The sequence below is a fragment of the Streptomyces sp. NPDC093591 genome, assembly GCF_044764885.1.
Lineage (GTDB): Bacteria > Actinomycetota > Actinomycetes > Streptomycetales > Streptomycetaceae > Streptomyces.
Genome location: NZ_JBIWIY010000010.1, coordinates 212,256 through 232,981 on the forward strand (window position 1 = coordinate 212,256; position 20,726 = coordinate 232,981).

Here is a 20,726-nt window from a genome sequence, read left to right on the forward strand (position 1 = left end):
GGGACCCGGAGGTGTTGCGCCCCTAGGTACGGCTCCGTACGTACAGCACCGCCCCCTCCACCATCCCCGCCTCCTCGTACCCGGCCGCGAGCAGCCGCCGCAGACCGGGCACCCCACGAGGTCCGTACGGCTTGCCCCGCGAGTCGTCGACCACCAGCGCCGGTGCCCGCTCGGTCATCTCCTCGCGGAAGACCGCCCACGCCCCGTCGACGGCGTATCGCTCGCCGACCTGTGGGCCGTCGCGTCCCCCGCTGTAGTTGGTGAGGAGCCCCGCCGTCAGATAACGGCTCGCGGGTCTGCGGTCGGCCAGCCAGTACGTCTCCGGGTGTATGCCCCAGACAAGGACCCGCTCCCCCGGCTCGGTCCGCATCGCCACCTCGTCCGCCAGCCTCCTCGCGTGGTCGAGCTCGGGTCGGGGCGCGAGCAGCCCCCAGGTGAGGAACAGGGCACAGCAGCAGGCCGAGGTCAGGACGGCTTGAGTCAGGCGCTCGCGCGGCAGGAGCTGCAGCGCGGCGGTCGCCAACAGGGTGAGGGGCGGCAGGAGTTGGAGGTAGTAGTGGCCGAAGAAGTGGAAGCCGAGCACGACCGCGCCGGCCGACGCGGCCGACCACAGCCAGAGGTCGGCGGCGCCCGTGCGGGCCATCCTCAACACCCGTAGCACCGGCGGGATCAGTCCGGCGCATGCCACCGCCAGGATCGCCGCGTTCGTCAGCCCCCGTGCCAGGACGTGGATCTCGGAGCCGGTGAACGAGGCGTACGCCCCCGATCCCGTGACCGTCCAGAACAGGAACCCCTCCGGATCGGTCACCACGGCCACGCCCAGCACCGGCACCACCACCCCGGCCGCCAGCCGGGCCGGTCCCCCGGCCCGGACCTCTCCCGCCGACACGCACAGCCACAGCACCGGCGCCAGGACCGCCCCGCCGGTCTGTTTGGTGAGGAAGGCGGCCGCGACCGCCAGGCCCGCCGCGCCCCACCGGCGCCGGTCCGCGCACCACATCGCCGCCGCCGTACAGGGCAGCATGAACACCTCGAAGGTCGCGGCCTGGGCGTCCTCCGGGTTGAGCCCGACCGAGACCAGCAGATACAGCACTCCGGCCGTCCCGCCCGCCGTGTCGCCCCAGCGCCGGCGGGCCAGGGAGGCCAGCAGTACGGCGGTCAGCAGCTGGGCCGCGACGGCCAGGACCCGCACCGGCGTGAGCGATCCGGACCCGGCCACCGCGAACGCGGCCTGGTACAGCCACGGCACCAGCGGCGGCTTGCGGTCGACGACCGTGGCGTACAGCTCTCCGCCCTGCGCGAGCAGCCGTGCCTGTACGGCGAGATAGCCCTCGTCGGGGTTCCACAGCGGCCGGGTGAAGGAGGGGATGCGGGTGACGCAGGCCAGCAGGGCCAGGGTGGGGAGCAGCCGTCTCCAGTAGCCGTGTTCCGCGCGTGGGGTGGACACGGAGCGTGGTGGTGTGAGGAGCTCGGCGACCATGGGGTGAACGCTATCCGGCCCCGCAGTTCCTGCCGAAGCAGGACATACGGGGCCGGAGAGCGGCGGGTTGACCGTCCGTCAACCGCTGGTTTCGACTACGCGCTGTCTCCCTTCGGCGGCTGGGTGACCTCGCCGACGGTCGTCTCCTCGTGCCGTCCGAGCCGGCTGTGGGAGCGGCCGTAGAGGAAGTACACGAAGAACCCGGCGGCCATCCAGATGGCGAACCGCACCCACGTCTCGGCGGGCAGGTTGATCATCAGCCACAGCGAGGCGCACACCGACAGGATCGGGATGACCGGCACCCACGGGGTGCGGAAGGCCCGGTGCAGGTCAGGGCGGGTCCTGCGGAGGATGATCACGCCGATGGCCACGACCACGAAGGCGAAGAGGGTGCCGATGTTCACCAGGGCGGCGAGTTCGGTGAGGGGAGTGAAACCGGCGAGGATCGCGATGACGACGCCGAGCAGGATCGTCGGGCGGTGCGGGGTCTTGAACTTCGGGTGGACGTGGGAGAAGAAGCGGGGCAGCAGTCCGTCGCGGCTCATCGCGAAGAAGACCCGGGTCTGGCCGAGGAGCAGGATCATGCAGACGGTCGTCAGGCCGACGGCGGCGCCGAAGCTGATGAAGCCCGCGTACCAGGGATGCCCGGTGGCCTTGAAGGCGTCGGCGAGCGGGGCGTCCACGGACAGCCGGCTGTAGTGCTGCATGCCGGTGACGACGATGGACACGGCGACGTACAGGGTCGTGCAGATGAGGAGGGAGCCCAGGATGCCGCGGGGCATGTCGCGCTGCGGGTTCTTGGTCTCCTCGGCGGCGGTGGCCACCACGTCGAAGCCGATGAACGCGAAGAACACCACCGAGGCGGCCGTGAAGATGCCCATCACACCGAAGTTGGAGGGCGCCCAGCCGAACATCAGCTGGATCAGCGGTGCCTGGAGACTCTCCCCGGCCTCCACGGCCTTCTGCTTCGGGATGAACGGGTCGTAGTTGTCGCCGTCGATGAGGAACGCGCCCGCGATGATCACGACGAGGACGACGGTCACCTTGATGGCGACGACGATCGACGTGATCCGCGCGGACAGCTTCATGCCGACGACGAGGATGGCGGTGAGGACGAGGACCAGCGCCGCGGCGAGGATGTCGAAGCCGAAGACGTCGGAGCCCTCCCGGCTGCCCAGGGCCGCGGGCATCTCCCAGCCCGCGTTGTCCATGAGCGACTGGATGTAGCCGGACCAGCCGACGGCCACCACCGCCGTGCCGAGCGCGAACTCCAGGACCAGGTCCCAGCCGATGATCCAGGCGGGCAGTTCGCCGAGGGAGGCGTACGAGAACGTGTAGGCGGACCCGGCGACCGGGACCGTGGAGGCGAACTCGGCGTAACACAGCGCGGCCAGCGCGCAGGCGACGCCGGCCGCGACGAACGCCAGGGCCACCGCGGGCCCGGCGTTGTTCTTGGCGACCGTACCGGTCAGGACGAAGATGCCGGTGCCGATGATGACGCCGACACCGAAGACGGTCAGATCCAGCGCGGACAAGGACTTCTTGAGCGCGTGCTCTGGCTCCTCGGTGTCGAGGATGGACTGCTCGACTCTCTTCGTCCGGAAGAGACTGCTGCTCACGGGGCTTACCTCCCACGCTTGTCGTCCTCGACATGATCGAGAGGGGGCGTGGTACGCATGCCCCGGCGCGGACGGATTCACACAGATGGGCCGGTTTCGCCACCGACACGGTGGAGAAACCGGCCCATCCGGCCGCATGAGGGTGTCAGTCGCGCGCGGGCTCGACCGAGTCGACCTCGGCCGCCGTACGGTCGAACCGGCCGTCCAGCTTGGAGACCAGCCCGGTCACCTGGCGGGCGATGTCGGGGGCGGTGAGGCCGATCTCGGCCATCACCTCGGCGCGGGAGGCGTGGTCGAGGAAGCGCGGCGGGATGCCGAAGTCCCGCAGCGGGACGTCGACGCCCGCGTCGCGCAGGGCCTGCGCGATCGCCGAGCCGACACCGCCGACGCGGGAGTTGTCCTCGACGGTGACGACCACGCGGTGCCGCTCGGCGAGCGGGGCCATGGCCTCGTCGACGGGCTTGACCCAGCGCGGGTCGACGACGGTGGTCGAGATGCCCTGCTTGTCGAGCAGGCCGGCGATCTCCAGGCACATGGGGGCCAGCGCGCCCACGGAGACCAGCAGCACGTCCGGGGTGTCGGTGCCGGGCTCGCGCAGTACGTCCATGCCGCCGACGCGGCCGACGGCGGCCACGGCGGGGCCGACGGCGCCCTTGGAGAAGCGGACGACGGTCGGCGCGTCCTTGACCTCGACGGCCTCGCGCAGCTGCGCCCGCACCTGGTCGGCGTCGCGCGGGGCGGCCAGCCGCAGGCCGGGCACGACCTGGAGGATCGACATGTCCCACATGCCGTTGTGGGAGGCGCCGTCGGTGCCGGTGACGCCGGCCCGGTCGAGCACGAAGGTGACCCCGCACTTGTGCAGCGCCACGTCCATGAGGACCTGGTCGAAGGCGCGGTTGAGGAAGGTGGCGTAGACGGCGAAGACGGGGTGCAGCCCGCCGTGGGCCAGCCCCGCGGCCGACACGGCACCGTGCTGCTCCGCGATGCCGACGTCGTAGATCCGGCCCGGGAAGGCGTCCGCGAACTTCTTCAGGCCGACCGGCTGGAGCATCGCCGCGGTGATCGCCACGATGTCGTCGCGCTCCTTGCCGAGCTTGACCATCTCGTCGCCGAAGACGGAGGTCCAGTCGGCGCCCGAGGCCTTGATCGGCAGGCCCGTGTCCGGGTGGATGGGCCCGATGCCGTGGAAGCGGTCGGCCTCGTCCTGGAGGGCGGGCTGGTAGCCGCGGCCCTTCTCGGTGAGGCAGTGCACGATGACCGGGCCGCCGAAGCGCTTGGCCCGCGCGAGGGCCGACTCCAGCGCCTCGATGTCGTGCCCGTCGATCGGCCCGACGTACTTCAGGCCGAGGTCCTCGAACATGCCCTGCGGCGCGATGAAGTCCTTCAGGCCCTTCTTGGCGCCGTGCAGGGTCTCGTAGAGCGGCTTGCCGACGACCGGCGTGCGGTCGAGGATCTCCTTGGTGCGGGTGAGGAAGCGCTCATAGCCGTCGGTGGTCCGCAGCGTCGCCAGGTGGTTCGCGAGGCCGCCGATCGTCGGCGCGTACGACCGCTCGTTGTCGTTGACGACGATGACGAGCGGGCGGTCCTTGGCCTCGGCGATGTTGTTCAGCGCCTCCCAGGCCATACCACCGGTCAGCGCGCCGTCACCGATGACGGCCACGACATGGTCGTCGCGTTTGCGCAGCTGGTTGGCTTTGGCGAGGCCGTCGGCCCAGCCGAGGACGGTCGAGGCGTGCGAGTTCTCGATGACGTCGTGCTCGGACTCCGCCTGCGAGGGGTAGCCGGACAGACCGCCCTTCTTCTTCAGCTTGCTGAAGTCCTGGCGGCCGGTGAGCAGCTTGTGGACGTAGGACTGGTGGCCGGTGTCCCAGAGCACCTTGTCCTTGGGCGAGTCGAAGACCCGGTGCAGGGCGATGGTCAGCTCCACCACACCGAGATTGGGGCCGAGGTGGCCGCCGGTCTTGGACACCGCTTCGACGAGGAAGGTCCGGATCTCCTCTGCCAGCTGGTCCAGCTGCTCAGGGCTGAGCCGGTCCAGATCGCGCGGTCCCGTGATGCGGGTCAGCAGCGGCACCCGTGCCTCCTTGCAGTAGAGCTGTTCGAGCTGTTGCCGGGCTCGTCGAGTCTAATGTTCCGCTCAGGCGGAAGGTTCCCGGCCCGGGAGTCGTACGTCACGCATTCGGCTCTACCCACGAACACGCTGTACTACAACGCCGCAAAGGGGCGCGGGGAACTGCGCGACCAGCCACGACGGACCGGCACACGGCAATCCACCCACGCCCCTACGGCGAGAGCCCTACGCTCGACCGGCGGTCTTCTGCGTCTTGCGGGTGATCGAGTCGATCACGACCGTCGTCAGCAGAACACCCGCGGTGATCATGTACTTCACCGGCTCGGCGATCGACTCCAGCTGCAGCCCGTACTGGATCGAGACGATCACCAGCACACCGAGCAGCGCGTTCCAGGTACGGCCGCGCCCGCCGAACAGCGAGGTGCCACCGATGACGGCCGCCGCGATGGCGTTCATCAGCAGGTCACCGGTACCGGCGCTCTGGTTGGCGGACGCGATCTTCGAGGCCAGGAACAGACCACCGATCGCGGCGAAGCCACCCGAGATCGCGAACACGGAGATCCGCACCGCGGTCACGTTGATGCCCGCACGGCGGGACGCCTCGACGCTGCCACCGAGCGCGAAGACCTTGCGGCCGTACGAGGTGCGCCGCAGCACGAAGTCCGTGCCGACCAGGAACACCAGGAAGATCACCGTGGCCAGGGGCAGGCCCTTGTACTGGTTGTACATGATCGCCGCGGCGAACGAGACCGCGCCCAGCAGCACCGTGCGCAGGATGGTGTCGCTCAGCGGCCGGGACGGGATCCCGGCGGCCTCACGGCGGCGGTTGCTCAGGAACGAGGTGATGAAGAACACCGCGGTCATGAACGCCGCCAGGCCGTACGCCGCCGCGACATCCGTGAAGAAGTACGTCGTCAGGTTGCCGATCAGACCGTCGCTGTCGAGGTTGATCGTGCCGTTCTCGCCCAGCGTCTGGAGCATGAAGCCGAGCCAGAAGAGCAGACCGGCCAGCGTGACGGCGAACGCCGGAGCGCCCAGCACCGCGAAGAAGAAGCCGTGCGCCGCGCCGATGACGACACCCGCCGCGATGGCGAAGAGCACGGCCGCCCACTCGGGCCAGCCCTGGTTGACCGCGAGGACGGCCGCGATGGCGCTGGAGGCGCCGCTGACCGAGCCGACGGACAGGTCGATCTCGCCGAGCAGCAGCACGAAGACGATGCCGACGGAGATCATGCCCGTGCCGACCATCGTGACGGTGATGTCGCTGATGTTCTGCGCGGACAGGAAGGCGGAGTTCAGGCTCTGGAAGATGACGCAGATGACGACCAGGCCCAGGATGACCGGCAGGGAGCCCAGCTCACCGGCCTTCATCTTGCGCCGGAACTCGGTGACGTAGCCGGCCAGACCCTGTTCCTGCACCAGCAGACGGGGGTCGACGGCGGTCACCGCGGCCGCGGCGGCCTCGGTGTTGACGACTTCGTGGTCCTGCGTCGCCGCGGAGGTCTTGTCGATGCTCACTTGGAAACCTCCCCGGTCGTGCGCGCCGCACGGCGGGTCACGGCGTTGTCGGTGGCGCCGGTGATGGCGGAGATGATCTCCTCCTGCGAGGTCGTCTTGACCTCGAAGACGCCGTTGTTGCGGCCGAGGCGCAGCACGGCGACCTTGTCCGCGACGGCCTTCACATCGGCCATGTTGTGGCTGATGAGGATGACCGCGTGGCCGCGCTCGCGCAGCCGCTCCACCAGGTCGAGGACCTGGGCGGTCTGCTCGACGCCGAGGGCGGCGGTGGGCTCGTCGAGGATGACCAGCTTGGGCTCGCCGAGCATGGAGCGGGCGATGGCCACGGTCTGGCGCTGACCGCCGGAGAGCGAGGCGATCGGGATGCGCACGCTGGGGATGCGGATCGACAGCGTCTGGAGCAGCTCGCGCGAGCGGCGCTCCATCTCCACCTCGTCGAGGACACCCCACTTGCGGACCTCACGGCCCAGGTACAGGTTGCCTACGACGTCGATGTTGTCGCACAGCGCGAGGTCCTGGTAGACCGTCGCGATGCCCAGGTTCTGGGCGTCGTGCGGCCGGTTGATCGAAACGGCCTTGCCTTCCCACTCGATGACGCCCTCATCGATGGGGTGCACGCCGGCGATCGTCTTGACCAGCGTGGACTTTCCGGCGCCGTTGTCGCCCACCAGGGCGACCACTTCACCGGCGTGGACCTCAAGCTCTACGTCGGTGAGCGCCTGGACGGCACCGAATCGCTTGGAGACCCCGCGCAACGCCAGCACGGGCGTAGCGGACACGTGAACCATCTCCTTCGCCGCCTGACCCGGCGGAAGGGTTGTACAGAGAGATTTGGGGGGTCCGTCCGGCGCCCCGCGCCGAGCTTGCGGGGCTGTCGTATGCGCGGGGCGCCGGAGGAGTCTGGAGCGAGCAGTCATGTCCCGTGCGGGAATTCAAGGACGAATTCCCGCACCTGGAAAGGGACCGGTACTGCTTGGCCGGTGCCGGTCTACTTGAGGCCGACCTTGGCGCAGGCGTCCTTGTACTTGCCGGTGCAGATCTCCTCGACCGTGTAGAAGCCTTCCTTGATGACCGTGTCGTTGATGTTCTCCGTGGTCAGCGACACGACCGGGATCAGGGCGGCGGGGATGTCGTTCGCGCTGCCGCTGGAGACCTTGTCCTTGGCGATGGAGTCCAGCTTCTCGCCCTTGGCCAGCGCGACGGCCATCTCGGCGACGACGCTGGCTTCCTGCGGGTAGGACTTGAACACGCTCATGTACTGGTCGCCGGCGACGATGCGCTGCACGGCGGCGAGTTCGGCGTCCTGGCCGGTGACCGGGACCTTGAGGCCGGCGGCCTGGAGGGCGGTGATGATACCGCCGGCCATGCCGTCGTTGGCGGAGTAGACGCCGGCGATGTTGTTCTTGCCGACCGCCGAGATCGCCGCCTCCATCTCGGAGTTGGCGTTCTCCGGCTTCCACTCCTTGGTGTCGTACTCCTTGGCGATGGTGACCTTGCCGTCGAGGGCGGAGTGGGCGCCCTTCTTGAACTGGGCGGCGTTCGGGTCGGTGACCGAGCCGTTGATCATGACGATCTTGGAGTCCTTGGTGGCCTTGTCACCCAGGGCCTTCAGCAGGGCCTCGCCCTGGGTCCTGCCGACCTCCTCGTTGTCGAACGAGGTGTAGCCGCTGATCGGGCCCTCGGCCAGGCGGTCGTAGGCGACGACCTTGATGCCGGCGTCCACGGCCTTCTGCACGGAGTTCTTGATCGCCTTGGCGTCGACGGCGTCCAGGATGAGGACGTCCACCTTGTTGGTGATCATGGTATCGACCTGCTGCGCCTGCAGGTTGGCGTCCTGCTTGGCGTTGTTGTAGTCGATCGTCGCCTTGTTGTTCGTCAGCTCCTTGATCTTCTTCTCGATCAAGGGCCGGTCGAACTTCTCGTAGCGCGCGGTCTGGTTCTCCGGGAGCAGGAGACCGACCTTGATGTCGTCGCCCTTGGCGGCGGAGGCGGTGGAGTCGTCCTTGCCGCCGGCTTCCTCGGCGCTGCCACAGGCAGCCAGCGAGACGGCCATCGCACCAGCGGCAACGGCAACGGCGGCACGACGCATACGCGTGTTCACTTCAGAAACCTCCCTGACGAGGCCGCGACATTGCGGCCGAGGTGGCTGGAAGTCAACTCGGCCACACGTGCGACGTCAAGAAGTAAATCCTTAACGGGTTGGCAACGGTGCCATCCGTTCTCTAAGTGAAGGCAGGCGTCACCGCATGCAGGGTGCTGTCCAAAAGGGTTGAATCGCCCATCTCGCTGAGCGCGAGCGCCAGCGCTCCGAGCACCTCCGCACGACCGCCAAGTGCCCCGGGGAGAACGGACAGTTGGCGCGCCGCACTGGGGATGGCGTAGCGGCCGACGGACTCCCGGATCGGCCCGAGCACCAGCTCACCGGCCTCGGCGAGATCACCGCCCAGGACCACGCGGCTCGGGTTCAGGAGATTGCAGAGATTGGCGACTCCACTGCCGATATGGCGGCCGACGTCGGCGATCACGCGACGGCAGCCCGGGTCTCCGTCCCTGGCCAGCCGTACGACACCCTCCATCGTCAGATCGGTGCCGTGACTGGACTGGAGGAGCGGCAGCACATAGCGGGCGGCCGCGAAGGTCTCCAGGCAGCCCCGGTTTCCGCAGCGGCAGACAGGGCCGGACTCATCAAGAGTAATATGCCCGATTTCTCCCGCCGTGCCACCCGGGCCCCGGTAGATCTTGCCGTTGATGACCAGTCCGGCACCGACACCGCTGGCCACCTTGATGTACGCCAGGTCCCGCACACCCCGCCCACTGCCCCAGACCAGCTCACCCAGGGCGCCCAGGTTGGCGTCGTTGTCCACGTGCACGGGCACGCCGAGCCGGCCGCGCAGTTCCTCGGCGGGCTTGGTGCCGGTCCAGCCGGGCAGGATGGCGGTCGAGCCGAGGGTGCCGGACTCGACGTCGATCGGGCCGGGCACGCCGAGACCGACGCCGGCGATCTTGGAGCGGTCGACGCCGGTCGCCGCGATCAGCCGGTTGACCAGCTCCTCGGCCCGGTCGAACCCCTGCGTCGAGGAGGCGTCCACGTCCAGCGGTTCGGACTCCTCGGCCAGCACCTGGTGGGCGAGGTTCCCGACCGCCACACGCAGGTGCGTATGGCCGAAGTCGACCCCTATGACGATGCCGGCATCTCCGCTCAGCGAGACGCTGCGGGCCCGGCGGCCACCCGCCGATGTGGGCGTGACCTCGACCGTTCCGCCGTCCTTGAGCTCCCGGACGATATTGGAGACCGTCGCCGCGGACAGACCCGTCGTCCTCGCGATCTCCGCCTGCGTGAGGGATCCGGCCAGCCGGACGGCCCGTACGACCCGCTCCAGGTTGGCTCGGTGCAGCGATGACTGCGACCCCGGAGTCTCCACGACGACCTCCTGCGCGCGGGACCGCTTCGATGAGGCCCCGTTACGTGTCCAACTAGTGAACTCTAAGCTGAGCCGTTCGGGTTGCCTCCCGTCAAGAGGTTGAACCGGATCCGGGAGTGTGTACGCGCACACGTGAGCCGCCCCGGGGTGAGGCGGCTCATGTGTGACGTGGGGTGATCCGGCGCTTACGGTGGAGCGAACAGAGAGCGTTTACTTGAGCGCTCCGGCCGTCAGACCCGCCTGCACCTGCCGTTGGAAGATGAAGTAGACAATCAGGACCGGCAGCATCGCGATCATCATGCCGGCCATCAGGGCGCCCCAGTCGTTCTCGTAGCCCTGCTGGAGGGCGATCATCGCCAGGCCCTGGGTGAGGACGTACTTGTCCTCGTTCTGGTTGAGCACCATCGGCAGCAGGTACTGGTTCCACTGCCCGAGGAAGTTGAAGATGCCGATGCTGATCAGCCCCGGCTTGGCCATCGGCAGCATCACCTGGAAGAACGTGCGCGTGTGCGAGGCGCCGTCGATCAGCGCGGCCTCCGCGACCGACGTGGGCAGCGTGCGGAAGAACGCGGTCATGAAGAAGACCGTGAACGGCAGCGAATAGGCGATGTAGACCAGGATCAGCCCCTGGTACGTCGCCAGCAGCGGGCTGCCGGGGAAGTCCCGCAGCACGAAGAACAGCGGGATGACCAGCATGAACACCGGGAAGGACATGCCGGCCACGAACATGAAGTAGATGAACCGGTTGCCCGGGAAGGTGAACCGGGCCAGCACGTACGCGGCCATGGAGCCCAGCACCATGGTGCCGACCACCGAACCGCCCACCACGATCGCGGTGTTGAGGAAGTACTGGCCCATGTTGGCCTTGTTCCAGGCGTTGGCCCAGTTCTCGAAGTGCAGCGAGGTCGGCAGCCCCCACGGGTCGGAGAGGATGCCGTTGCTCGTCTTGAAGGAGCTCCACAGCACCCACAGCAGCGGTACGCCGACCATCAGCGCCCACAGCACGAGCATGCCGTGCGAGAAGACGTGGAGCACACCGCCCTCGGAGCTGCGGCCGTCGGTCGCGCCGAGCTTCTTGGTCAGGCTCGGACGGTCCGGCTCGTCCGCCTTGGTGACGGTGCCGGTGTTCGTGTCGGTCGTCATGTCGCCCCGTACCCCTAGAACTCGATCCGCTCACGCCGCGCGAAGCGCATCGTGAGCACTGCGAACGTCATGGTGACGATGAGCATCGCGACGCCCATCGCGGACGCGTAGCCGAACTGGCTGTCGCGGAACGCCGTCAGATACAGGCGCAGCGGCATGACGTCCGTGGCGCCGTCGGGGCCGCCCATGTTGACCGACATGATCTGCACCAGGGCGAAGCCGTCCAGGGCGATGATGCCCATGTACACCCAGCCGGTCTGCACGGTGTCCCACAGCAGCGGCAGGGTGATCCGGAAGAAGGTGGGGAAGCGGCCCGCGCCGTCCAGCAGCGCCGCCTCGTAGATGTCCCGCGGAATGGACGCCATCGCCGCCGAGAACAGCACGACGTAGAAGCCCACGTGGGACCAGATCATCACCGCCATGATGCACAGCAGGGCGAGGCTCTTCTCGCCCAGCCAGGCGTTCTGCAGGCCGTCCAGACCGACCGCGCCCAGCAGGGAGTTGAGCATGCCGTCCTGCGGGTCCGGGTTGTAGATGTTGAACCAGATGACGGCGATGATGGTGATGGAGATGACCTGCGGGAAGAAGAACACGAAACGGTAGAACTTCGATCCGGTGACACCGGTGATGACTTCGTTCTTGCGTCGCTTTCCGCCGACGTTGAGCATGAAGGCGAAGAACAGGCCGAGTCCCAGTGTCACGATCGGCACCGCGATCAGCATGTAGACGTTGTGCCACAGCGCGTTCCAGAAGTCCTCGTTGTGCCACAGCTTTTCGAAGTTCTCGAGTCCGACGAACTTCGCCGTGCCGACAAGCCCCGACCAGTCGGTCAGCGAGATCTGGAACGCCTGGACGAACGGCGAGATCACGAAGACCGCGTAGACGATGACGGGCAGGGCCAGGAAGCCCACGATGAATCGGTATTTGCCGTGTTGCATGGTGCTTCCCGGCCCTTCCCCTTGAGTGCCGTTGTGCCTGACCGGACTCTTACTTCTCGCGCTTGAACTTCTTCACCGAGTCGTCCTTCGCCACGGCGTCGGCGTATTGCTGCGTCTTCTTGATCCAGTCGGCGGCGCTCATCTCACCGGTGAGCAACTGCCCGGTGAGACCGCCGATCTTCTCGTCCGTGAGCGAGGGGTACCACTCCTGGAGCTGCAGGCTGATGATGTTGTCGCCGGCGTCCTTGAACGCCTTGCTCGCCGAGGCGAGGCCCGGCGAGAGACTCATGCCCTCGGTGGCGTCGACGACACAGGTCAGCGACTTCACCAGCTTGGCGAAGTTCTGCGCGTGCTTCTTGGACAGCATGATGCGCAGCAGTTCCATACCGCCGGCCGGGTTCTTGCCCTTGCTCGCCACGATGTACGGCTCGCTGGGCTCGGCGCGGAGCGTTCCGTGCGGCATTTTGTCGCCGCTGCCGCCGTCGAAGAGGGCGCCCACGGACATCTGGAAGTCCTTGGGCGTGGTCGGGGCGGCCTCGTTCTCCACCCAGGAGCCGTTGGGGATGAAGATGGCCTTGCCCTTGTTCCAGGCGGTCTGCGACTGAATGTGCGTCAGGCCCTGGCTGCCTTCCAGGAAGTACTTCTTGGAGGCCAGCTCCGCATAGTGCTCGACGACCGTCTTCACCGCGTCGTTGCTGGTCCAGGCGTTGGGCTCCAGATTGTCGATGGCGATCCAGCCGTCCATGCCGCCGATCTTGGCGATCTGGGCGAACAGATTGAAGTGGACGTAGTACGGATACTTTCCGGCGTACGTCCAGGGCGCGATGCCCTTCTTCTTGATCTCGCCGCACAGCTTGACCATCTCGTCGAGGGTCTTGGGGTATTCCCAGCCGTTGTCGTCGAGGGCCTTCTGCGAATACCAGGTGCCGTAGATGGTGAAGGCGTAGTAGAGCACGTCGAAGGTGTCGCCGTGCTTGCCCTTCTCGATGGTGCTCGGGTGGATGACGTCCGAGATCTTCTTGCTCGCGTCGTCCATCGAGGGGGCGTCCAGCAGCGCCTGGAGGTCCTGGAGCTGGCCCTGGGTGGACAGCTTGTTCATGTCCAGGTGGTCGGCGCCGGAGTTGTCGATGACGTCCGGCGGGTTGCCGCCGGCGAAGCGCGGGGTCAGCTTCGGGCCGACCTGCTGGGTGCCGGTGTGCTTGACCGAGGCGCCGTAGGTGGCCTTGTAGTCGGCCTCCGCGTCCTTGGCGTACTGGTCGCCGAGGCCGCCCTTGAAGATGAACGCCTCCAGGGCGACGCCCTTCTCGACGCCGAGCGGGTTGGTGGCGGACTTCGCTCCGCCGGGCGCCTTGCTCTCCTTCTCCTCGCCGCCGCCACCGCCGGTGGCACACGCGGACAGGAAGCTCATCGTCGGTACGGCGATCAGACCCAGCGCGGCGGACCGCTTGATCAGATCGCGGCGTCCGACGCCTGCGGAGCCGTTCTTCTCAGGGTTCTCGGCGGAAGTGGATCCCATGCTCAAGTCCTCGCCTTCTCCAGGACTCAGGCGGTGAACCGGATCCTCCCCGGCACCGCGATCGGGTCAAGCTGGGGTCGTGCAGGAAGTGCGGAATCATGTGAAGTGCCGACAGGTATAGTCCACTTCCCGCCAGCGGAGCAAGATCGAATGCAAGGTTGGCCGATGGTCTTTTCCGAGTTGAGACCTCGCGGAAATATGAGCGGCCTGTGGGCGGCTTGCCGGAAAAATCCGCGACATAGGCCCCGAATGCCGCAGGCAACACCCTTGACAATACTTGGCACTTGAGCCACAACTGATCCTTGCTCAGCGAAGGTGACAACGTTATCCCGTGCGCAGGGAGGGTACCCGTTGAAGCAGGAGAGAGCTCGGCACAGATGGGGTACGGCGGTCGTGTCGGCGACCGCCTTTTGTGTGGCCGTGGGCTCGCAGGGCGCGGCGGTCGCCCTGCCTCAGGCGCCCGCGGCGGCCGACCGGGAGTTCGTGTCCTCGTTCGAGGCGGGCGACCCGGCACCCGACTGGCTCAACACCGTCGACACCGCACCGGACGGCGGCAAACGTGCCTCGGGCGTCGACGGCGGCTACAGCAGTGGCATTCCGGGCAATGTGACCGACCAGGTCACGGACGTACGGGCGAGCGGCGAGAACACCGGCGGCGGGGAGGTGAAGGAGAACCTCGCCGACGGGGAGCCGAGCAGCAAGTGGCTGGTCTTCGAGCCCACCGGGTGGGTGGAGTTCGACCTGGACAAACCGGTGAAGGTCGCGAGATATGCGCTCACCTCGGCCAATGACCATGCCGAGCGCGACCCGCAGGACTGGACCCTGAAGGGCTCCGCGGACGGCAAGGAGTGGAAGACCCTCGACACCCGCTCCGGCGAGTCGTTCGCCGAACGGTTCCAGACGAAGACGTACGACATAGCGGAACCGGCCGAGTACCGGCACCTCCGGCTGGAGGTCACCAAGAACAACGGCGCCTCCGGCATCCTGCAACTCGCCGACGTCCAGTTCTCCACGGGCGGCGGTGACGGCCCCGTCCCGCCCGACATGCTCTCCGTCGTCGACCGCGGCCCGAGCGGCTCGCCGACCGCGAAGGCGGGCGCGGGCTTCACCGGCAAGCGGGCGCTCAGGTACGCCGGACGTCACACGGCGGACGGGCGGGCGTACTCGTACAACAAGGTCTACGACGTGAACGTGGCCGTCGGCCGCGACACCCGGCTGTCCTACCGCGTCTTCCCGTCGATGGCGGACGGCGACCTCGACTACGACGCCACGAACGTCTCCGTCGACCTCGCTTTCACCGACGGCACGTACCTGAGCGACCTCGGCGCCACCGACCAGCACGGCTTCCCGCTGACGCCGCGCGGGCAGGGGGCGGCGAAGGTGCTGTACGTCAACCAGTGGAACAACGTGGTCTCGCGGATCGGGTCGGTCGCGGCGGGCCGGACGGTCGACCGGATCCTCGTGGCGTACGACTCCCCCAAGGGCCCGGCGAAGTTCCGGGGCTGGCTGGACGATGTCGCGCTGAAGCGCGTGGCGCCCGAGAAGCCGAAGGCCCACCCCTCCGACTACGCGCTCACCACCCGCGGCACGCTCTCCAGCGGCGGCTTCTCGCGCGGCAACAACTTCCCGGCGACCGCTGTGCCGCACGGCTTCAACTTCTGGACGCCGGTGACGAACGCGGGCTCGCTGAGCTGGCTGTACGACTACGCACGCGCGAACAACGCCGACAACCTGCCGACGATCCAGGCGTTCAGCGCCAGTCATGAGCCCAGCCCCTGGATGGGTGACCGGCAGACCTTCCAGGTGATGCCGTCGGGGGCCGCCGGCACTCCGGACACCGGGCGTGAGGCGCGTGAGCTGGCCTTCCGGCACGAGAACGAGACCGCGCGGCCGTACTACTACGGGGTGCGGTTCGAGAACGGGCTGAAGGCGGAGATGGCGCCGACCGACCATGCGGCGGTGCTGCGCTTCACCTACCCCGGTGACGACGCGAGCGTCCTCTTCGACAACGTGACCGACCAGGCCGGGCTCACGCTCGACAAGGAGAACGGGGTCGTCACCGGCTACTCGGACGTGAAGTCCGGACTGTCGACGGGTGCGACCCGGTTGTTCGTGTACGGCGTGTTCGACAAGCCGGTGACGGAGGGTTCCTCGAGCGGGGTCAAGGGACACCTGCGCTTCGACGCCGGCGACGACCGGGCCGTCACCCTCCGCCTCGCCACCTCGCTCATCAGCCTCGACCAGGCGAAGGACAACCTCCGCCAGGAGATCCCCGACGGCACGTCCTTCGACACCGTGAAGTCACGCGCCCAGCGCCAGTGGGATCGCCTGCTCGGCAAGGTCGAGGTGGAGGGCGCGACGCCGGACCAGCTGACGACGCTGTACTCCAGCCTGTACCGGCTGTACCTCTACCCCAACTCCGGCTTCGAGAAGGTCGGTTCGAAGTACCGGTACGCGTCCCCGTTCTCGCCGATGCCGGGTCCCGACACCCCGACGCACACCGGCGCGAAGATCGTGGACGGCAAGGTGTACGTGAACAACGGCTTCTGGGACACCTATCGGACGACGTGGCCGGCGTACTCGCTCCTGACGCCCGGTCAGGCGGGCGAGATGGTCGACGGGTTCGTGCAGCAGTACAAGGACGGCGGCTGGACCTCCCGCTGGTCCTCCCCCGGCTACGCCGACCTCATGACCGGCACCTCCTCGGACGTCGCCTTCGCGGACGCGTACGTCAAGGGCGTCGACTTCGACGCGGAGTCGGCGTACGACGCGGCCGTGAAGAACGCGACCGTGGTGCCCCCGTCGTCGGGCGTGGGCCGCAAGGGGATGGCGACCTCGCCCTTCCTCGGCTACACGAGCACCGAGACGCACGAGGGCCTGTCATGGGCGCTGGAGGGCTACCTCAACGACTACGGCATCGCGCGGATGGGGCAGGCGCTGTACCGGGAGACGGGCGAGAAGCGGTACAAGGACGAATCGGAGTACTTCCTCAACCGCGCCCGGGACTACGTGAACCTGTTCGACGGGAAGGCCGGGTTCTTCCAGGGCCGGGACGAGAAGGGCGACTGGCGCGTCGAGTCCTCGAAGTACGACCCGCGGGTGTGGGGGTACGACTACACGGAGACGAACGGTTGGGGGTACGCCTTCACCGCACCCCAGGACAGCCGCGGCCTGGCCAATCTCTACGGCGGCCGCAGCGGCCTGGCTGACAAGCTCGACGAGTACTTCGGCACCCCGGAGACGGCCTCGCCCGACTTCGTCGGCTCCTACGGCGGTGTCATCCATGAGATGACGGAGGCGCGGGACGTCCGGATGGGCATGTACGGACACTCCAACCAGGTCGCCCACCACGCCCTCTACATGTACGACGCGGCGGGCCAGCCCTGGAAGGCGCAGAAGAACGTGCGCGAGGTGCTGTCGCGGCTGTACGTCGGCAGCGAGATCGGGCAGGGGTACCACGGCGACGAGGACAACGGCGAGCAGTCGGCCTGGTTCCTCTTCTCCGCGCTGGGCTTCTATCCGCTGGTGATGGGCAGTGGCGAGTACGCCATCGGGTCGCCCTTGTTCACCAAGGCGACGGTCCATCTGGAGAACGGCCGGGAGCTGGTCGTCAAGGCGCCGAAGAACAGCGCGCGCAACGTGTACGTCCAGGGTCTGAAGGTCAACGGCGTTCCCTGGAGGTCGACTTCGCTGCCCCACTCGCTGATCGCGAAGGGCGGTGTCCTGGAGTTCGACATGGGGCCGCGGCCCTCCTCGTGGGGTACCGGCAAGAACGCGGCGCCGGTGTCGATCACCAAGGACGACGAGGTGCCCGTGCCACGGGCGGATGTGCTGCAAGGTGAAGGGGCCCTGTTCGACAACACCTCGGCGACCCAGGCGAGTGTCACGTCGGTGGATCTGCCGGTCTCCGAGGCCACCAGGACGGTGCAGTACACCCTCACCTCGCCGTCCGACCGGACGAAGGCGCCGACCGGCTGGACGCTCCAGGGATCGGACGACGGGACCACGTGGCGGACCGTCGACCGGCGCTCCGGGGAGTCCTTCGCCTGGGACCGGCAGACACGGGCGTTCTCCGTGGGGTCTCCGGGTACGTACGGGAAGTACCGCCTGGTGTTCGACGGTGAGGCGGTGGTCTCGGAAGTCGAACTGCTCGCCTGAACAAGGGAGTTGGGGTCTCATGCAGGGTGTCGATGCGGCCTGGCTGCCGGACGGGGCGTTCCGGCCGATCGGCACCCGACGGACGCTGATCCGTGGTTCGGGCCCGCTGGTGGACACGGTGCACGGTGAGGTGGCGCAGGCCTGCGTACGGTTCGGGGGGAACGTCTCGCGCGACGGGTCCCCCGGGCCGTACGACCTGGTGCTGGAGCTGACCGGTGACGGTCGTGACAGCGGCGACGGCGGCGAGGCGTTCACTTTCGAGCGCGGGGACGGCCGTACGACCGTCACCGCGTCCGGGGGCCCCGGGCTGCTGTACGGCTTCTTCCACGTCGTACGGCTCGGGGACGCGGCGTTCCGGGGCACATGCGAACGTGCGTACCACCGGCCGGAGTTGGCGCTGCGCATGCTCGATCACTGGGACAACGTGGCCGTGCATCCGGTCATGGGCCAGGTGGAGCGCGGATACGCCGGCGGGTCGCTGTTCTGGGCGGACGGGCGGGCGCGCGCCGAGTTGCTGGGGCGGGTGCGGGCGTACGCGCGGCTGCTGGCGGCGTGCGGGATCAACGCGGTGGCCGTCAACAACGTCAACGTGCACGAGGCCGAGGCGCGTCTGCTCACCGACCGGATCGGCGAAGTCGCCGATATCGCAGGCGTGTTGCGGCCGTACGGCATCCGGACCCATCTGTCGGTGACCTTCGCCGCGCCGATGGTGCTCGGCGGGCTGTCCACGGCCGATCCGCTGGACGAGGGCGTGCGGGAGTGGTGGGCGGAGACGACCTCGCGGGTGTACGAGGCGATCCCCGACTTCGGCGGGTACGTGGTGAAGGCCGACTCCGAGGGGCAGCCGGGGCCGTTCGCGTACGGCCGCAGCCACGCGGACGGCGCGAACATGCTGGCCGCCGCGCTGACTGCATCTGACAGCGGCTACGGCGGCACGGTGCACTGGCGGGCGTTCGTCTACGACCACCGGCAGGACTGGCGGGACCGGACGACGGACCGGGCGCGGGCCGCGTACGACCATTTCGTGCCGCTGGACGGCAAGTTCGCCGACAACGCCGTCCTCCAGGTGAAGCACGGGCCGATGGACTTCCAGGTGCGCGAGCCGGTCTCGCCGCTGATCGGCGCGATGCCGCGCACCCGGCTGGCGGTGGAGCTGCAGGCCACGCAGGAATACACCGGGCAGCAGCGGCATGTGTGCTGGCTGGGGCCGATGTGGAGCGAGGTGCTGCGGTTCCGGGTCGACGGGGTGTCCCCTGTCGGGGAGTTGGCGCGCGGTGGGCTCGTCGCCGTGTCCAACGTCGGCGACGACCCGTTCTGGACGGGGCATCCGCTGGCCCAGGCGAACCTGTACACCTTCGGGCGGCTGGCCTGGCAGCCGGACGCGGATCCGGGCGGGATCCTCGACGAATGGATCCGGCTCACGTTCGGGGTCTTCGAGGCCTTCGGGGCGGAGCCCGCGGCGGGGCTGCACGCGATCATGGACGGTTCGTGGCGGACGTACGAGAAGTACACCGCGCCGCTCGGGGTGGGCTTCATGGTGCAGCCGGGGCACCACTACGGGCCGAGCGTGGACGGGTACGAGTACAGCCCGTGGGGGACGTATCACTTCGCCGATCGGGACGGCGTGGGGGTGGACCGCAGCTGCACCACCGGTACGGGGTACGCGGGGCAGTACGCCAAGCCGTGGGCCGAGGTGTACGAGTCGCCGGGGACCTGCCCGGACGAGCTGCTGCTGTTCTTCCACCACGTGTCGTACGGGCACATACTGCACAGCGGCAAGACGGTGATCCAGCACATGTACGACACGCACTTCGAGGGCGTCGAGGAGGTGGAGGCGACCATGGAGGTGTGGGCCTCGCTGGCCGACTCGGTGGACCCGGCGCGCCACGCACGGGTGACGGAACGGCTTGAGGAGCAGCTCCGCAGTGCCCGCGAGTGGCGGGATCAGATCAACAGCTACTTCTTCCGGAAGTCCGGTGTGCCCGACGCACATGGGCGGCGCATCCACTGAAGTGCCGGTCTACTGAACGGCCCCTATCGCGGGCGTATCGAAAAGCGCATACGCCGTCGCAACGGCCCTCCGTCTCCCATGGGGGCATGAATCACGACGCATCTCTGTCAGCACCGCCCGACCGCGCGCGCAGGATGGTGTTCCTCGGCCTGGTGATCCTCGGCGTGGTGAGCGCCGTGTTCGTCGTGCGGGGGCCGCTCATGATGGCCGCTCCGAGGTGCACGGCGGGGCGGTGGCACGGCTGCTTCGACACGTTCAACGGTGTGGTGCTCATGACGTTGGTCGCGCTGCCGTTGGCCGTGCTGGTGGTGTGGGCTCTGGCACGGCGTCGGCGTGCCGCCGGCGTCCCATGGGCGTGGCGCATGTCGCTGGCGGAGGTGGGCATGGTGCACGGGACGGTGCCGTTCCTGTGGATGACCCTGATGCCGGGCGCCGGGGTCGGCATCGTCCCACCCCGGGTGAGCCTGGTACCGCTGCGGGACCTGGCCACGATGGGGCCGCTCGGGATCGGCGGCAACCTGCTGGTCTTCGCGGCGCTGGGGTTCTTCGCCCCGATGCGGTTCGCGGCACTGGCATCCGTGCCGCGGGTCCTGGCGCTCGGGGCGGGCTGCTCGGTCTTGGTCGAGACGGCACAGTACGTGCTGCGGCTGGACCGGGTGTCCTCCGTGGACGACGTACTGGTCAACGCCGTCGGCGCCGTGCTGGCCGCGCTGGCGTCGCGCCGCTGGTGGCGCACGGCGGCCGAAGTGCCGTCGGGCCGGGCTCGTCCCGCGCCGGCGCCGGCATCGGCAGGCTGAGGTGCGGTTGCGGTGTGCACACGCCTTTGCGCATGTCCCGCATACGTCGGCGA

13 protein-coding genes are annotated in these 20,726 nt (G+C 68.3%); 3 read left to right on the forward strand and 10 right to left on the reverse strand.

The window, feature by feature from the left end:
• Positions 1-22: 22 nt before the first annotated feature.
• The 10 genes from ACIREI_RS22695 to ngcE all read right to left on the reverse strand — a co-directional run bounded on the left by ACIREI_RS22695 (position 23) and on the right by ngcE (position 13,707).
• A complete protein-coding gene (locus ACIREI_RS22695) occupies positions 23-1,480 on the reverse strand; it encodes an ArnT family glycosyltransferase (RefSeq protein ID WP_403335590.1) in 1,458 nt (485 codons plus the stop codon).
• A gap of 95 nt (positions 1,481-1,575) precedes the next feature.
• Complete coding sequence (locus ACIREI_RS22700) at positions 1,576-3,099, reverse strand: amino acid permease (protein WP_403335592.1); 1,524 nt, start codon at positions 3,097-3,099, stop codon at positions 1,576-1,578.
• Between the two features lie 145 nt (positions 3,100-3,244).
• Positions 3,245-5,173 carry a 1-deoxy-D-xylulose-5-phosphate synthase gene (gene dxs, locus ACIREI_RS22705; RefSeq protein ID WP_403335595.1) on the reverse strand — a complete coding sequence of 643 codons (1,929 nt, stop codon included), beginning with the start codon at positions 5,171-5,173 and terminating at the stop codon, positions 3,245-3,247.
• A gap of 222 nt (positions 5,174-5,395) precedes the next feature.
• Positions 5,396-6,688, reverse strand: coding sequence for a sugar ABC transporter permease (locus tag ACIREI_RS22710; protein WP_403335598.1), 1,293 nt, complete (start codon positions 6,686-6,688; stop codon positions 5,396-5,398).
• Positions 6,685-7,476 (reverse strand): ATP-binding cassette domain-containing protein, encoded by a 792-nt coding sequence (locus ACIREI_RS22715; protein ID WP_403335600.1) that lies wholly within the window; start codon positions 7,474-7,476, stop codon positions 6,685-6,687. Before ACIREI_RS22715 ends, ACIREI_RS22710 begins: the two co-directional genes overlap by 4 nt.
• Positions 7,477-7,676: 200 nt before the next feature.
• Complete coding sequence (locus tag ACIREI_RS22720) at positions 7,677-8,777, reverse strand: sugar ABC transporter substrate-binding protein (protein ID WP_403335949.1); 1,101 nt, start codon at positions 8,775-8,777, stop codon at positions 7,677-7,679.
• Positions 8,778-8,910: 133 nt separating this feature from the next.
• The gene (locus ACIREI_RS22725; RefSeq protein WP_403335603.1) at positions 8,911-10,110 is read right to left on the reverse strand and encodes an ROK family protein; all 1,200 of its coding nucleotides are present in this window, start codon (positions 10,108-10,110) and stop codon (positions 8,911-8,913) included.
• A gap of 210 nt (positions 10,111-10,320) precedes the next feature.
• Positions 10,321-11,253: a carbohydrate ABC transporter permease gene (locus tag ACIREI_RS22730; RefSeq protein ID WP_403335605.1), complete on the reverse strand. Its 933-nt coding sequence runs from the start codon at positions 11,251-11,253 to the stop codon at positions 10,321-10,323.
• Positions 11,254-11,267: 14 nt separating this feature from the next.
• Positions 11,268-12,191 (reverse strand): carbohydrate ABC transporter permease, encoded by a 924-nt coding sequence (locus tag ACIREI_RS22735; RefSeq protein ID WP_403335608.1) that lies wholly within the window; start codon positions 12,189-12,191, stop codon positions 11,268-11,270.
• A 49-nt stretch (positions 12,192-12,240) separates the two neighbouring features.
• Positions 12,241-13,707 (reverse strand): N-acetylglucosamine/diacetylchitobiose ABC transporter substrate-binding protein, encoded by a 1,467-nt coding sequence (gene ngcE, locus ACIREI_RS22740; RefSeq protein ID WP_403335611.1) that lies wholly within the window; start codon positions 13,705-13,707, stop codon positions 12,241-12,243.
• Positions 13,708-14,121: 414 nt separating this feature from the next.
• On the opposite strand from ngcE, the gene ACIREI_RS22745 reads away from it, so the two are divergent.
• The 3 genes from ACIREI_RS22745 (at position 14,122) to ACIREI_RS22755 (ending at position 20,673) form a co-directional block, all read left to right on the forward strand.
• Positions 14,122-17,865: a GH92 family glycosyl hydrolase gene (locus ACIREI_RS22745; protein ID WP_403335952.1), complete on the forward strand. Its 3,744-nt coding sequence runs from the start codon at positions 14,122-14,124 to the stop codon at positions 17,863-17,865.
• Positions 17,866-17,884: 19 nt separating this feature from the next.
• Positions 17,885-19,876: an alpha-glucuronidase gene (locus tag ACIREI_RS22750; protein WP_403335614.1), complete on the forward strand. Its 1,992-nt coding sequence runs from the start codon at positions 17,885-17,887 to the stop codon at positions 19,874-19,876.
• An 86-nt stretch (positions 19,877-19,962) separates the two neighbouring features.
• A complete protein-coding gene (locus ACIREI_RS22755) occupies positions 19,963-20,673 on the forward strand; it encodes a VanZ family protein (protein WP_403335616.1) in 711 nt (236 codons plus the stop codon).
• Positions 20,674-20,726 lie beyond the last annotated feature (53 nt).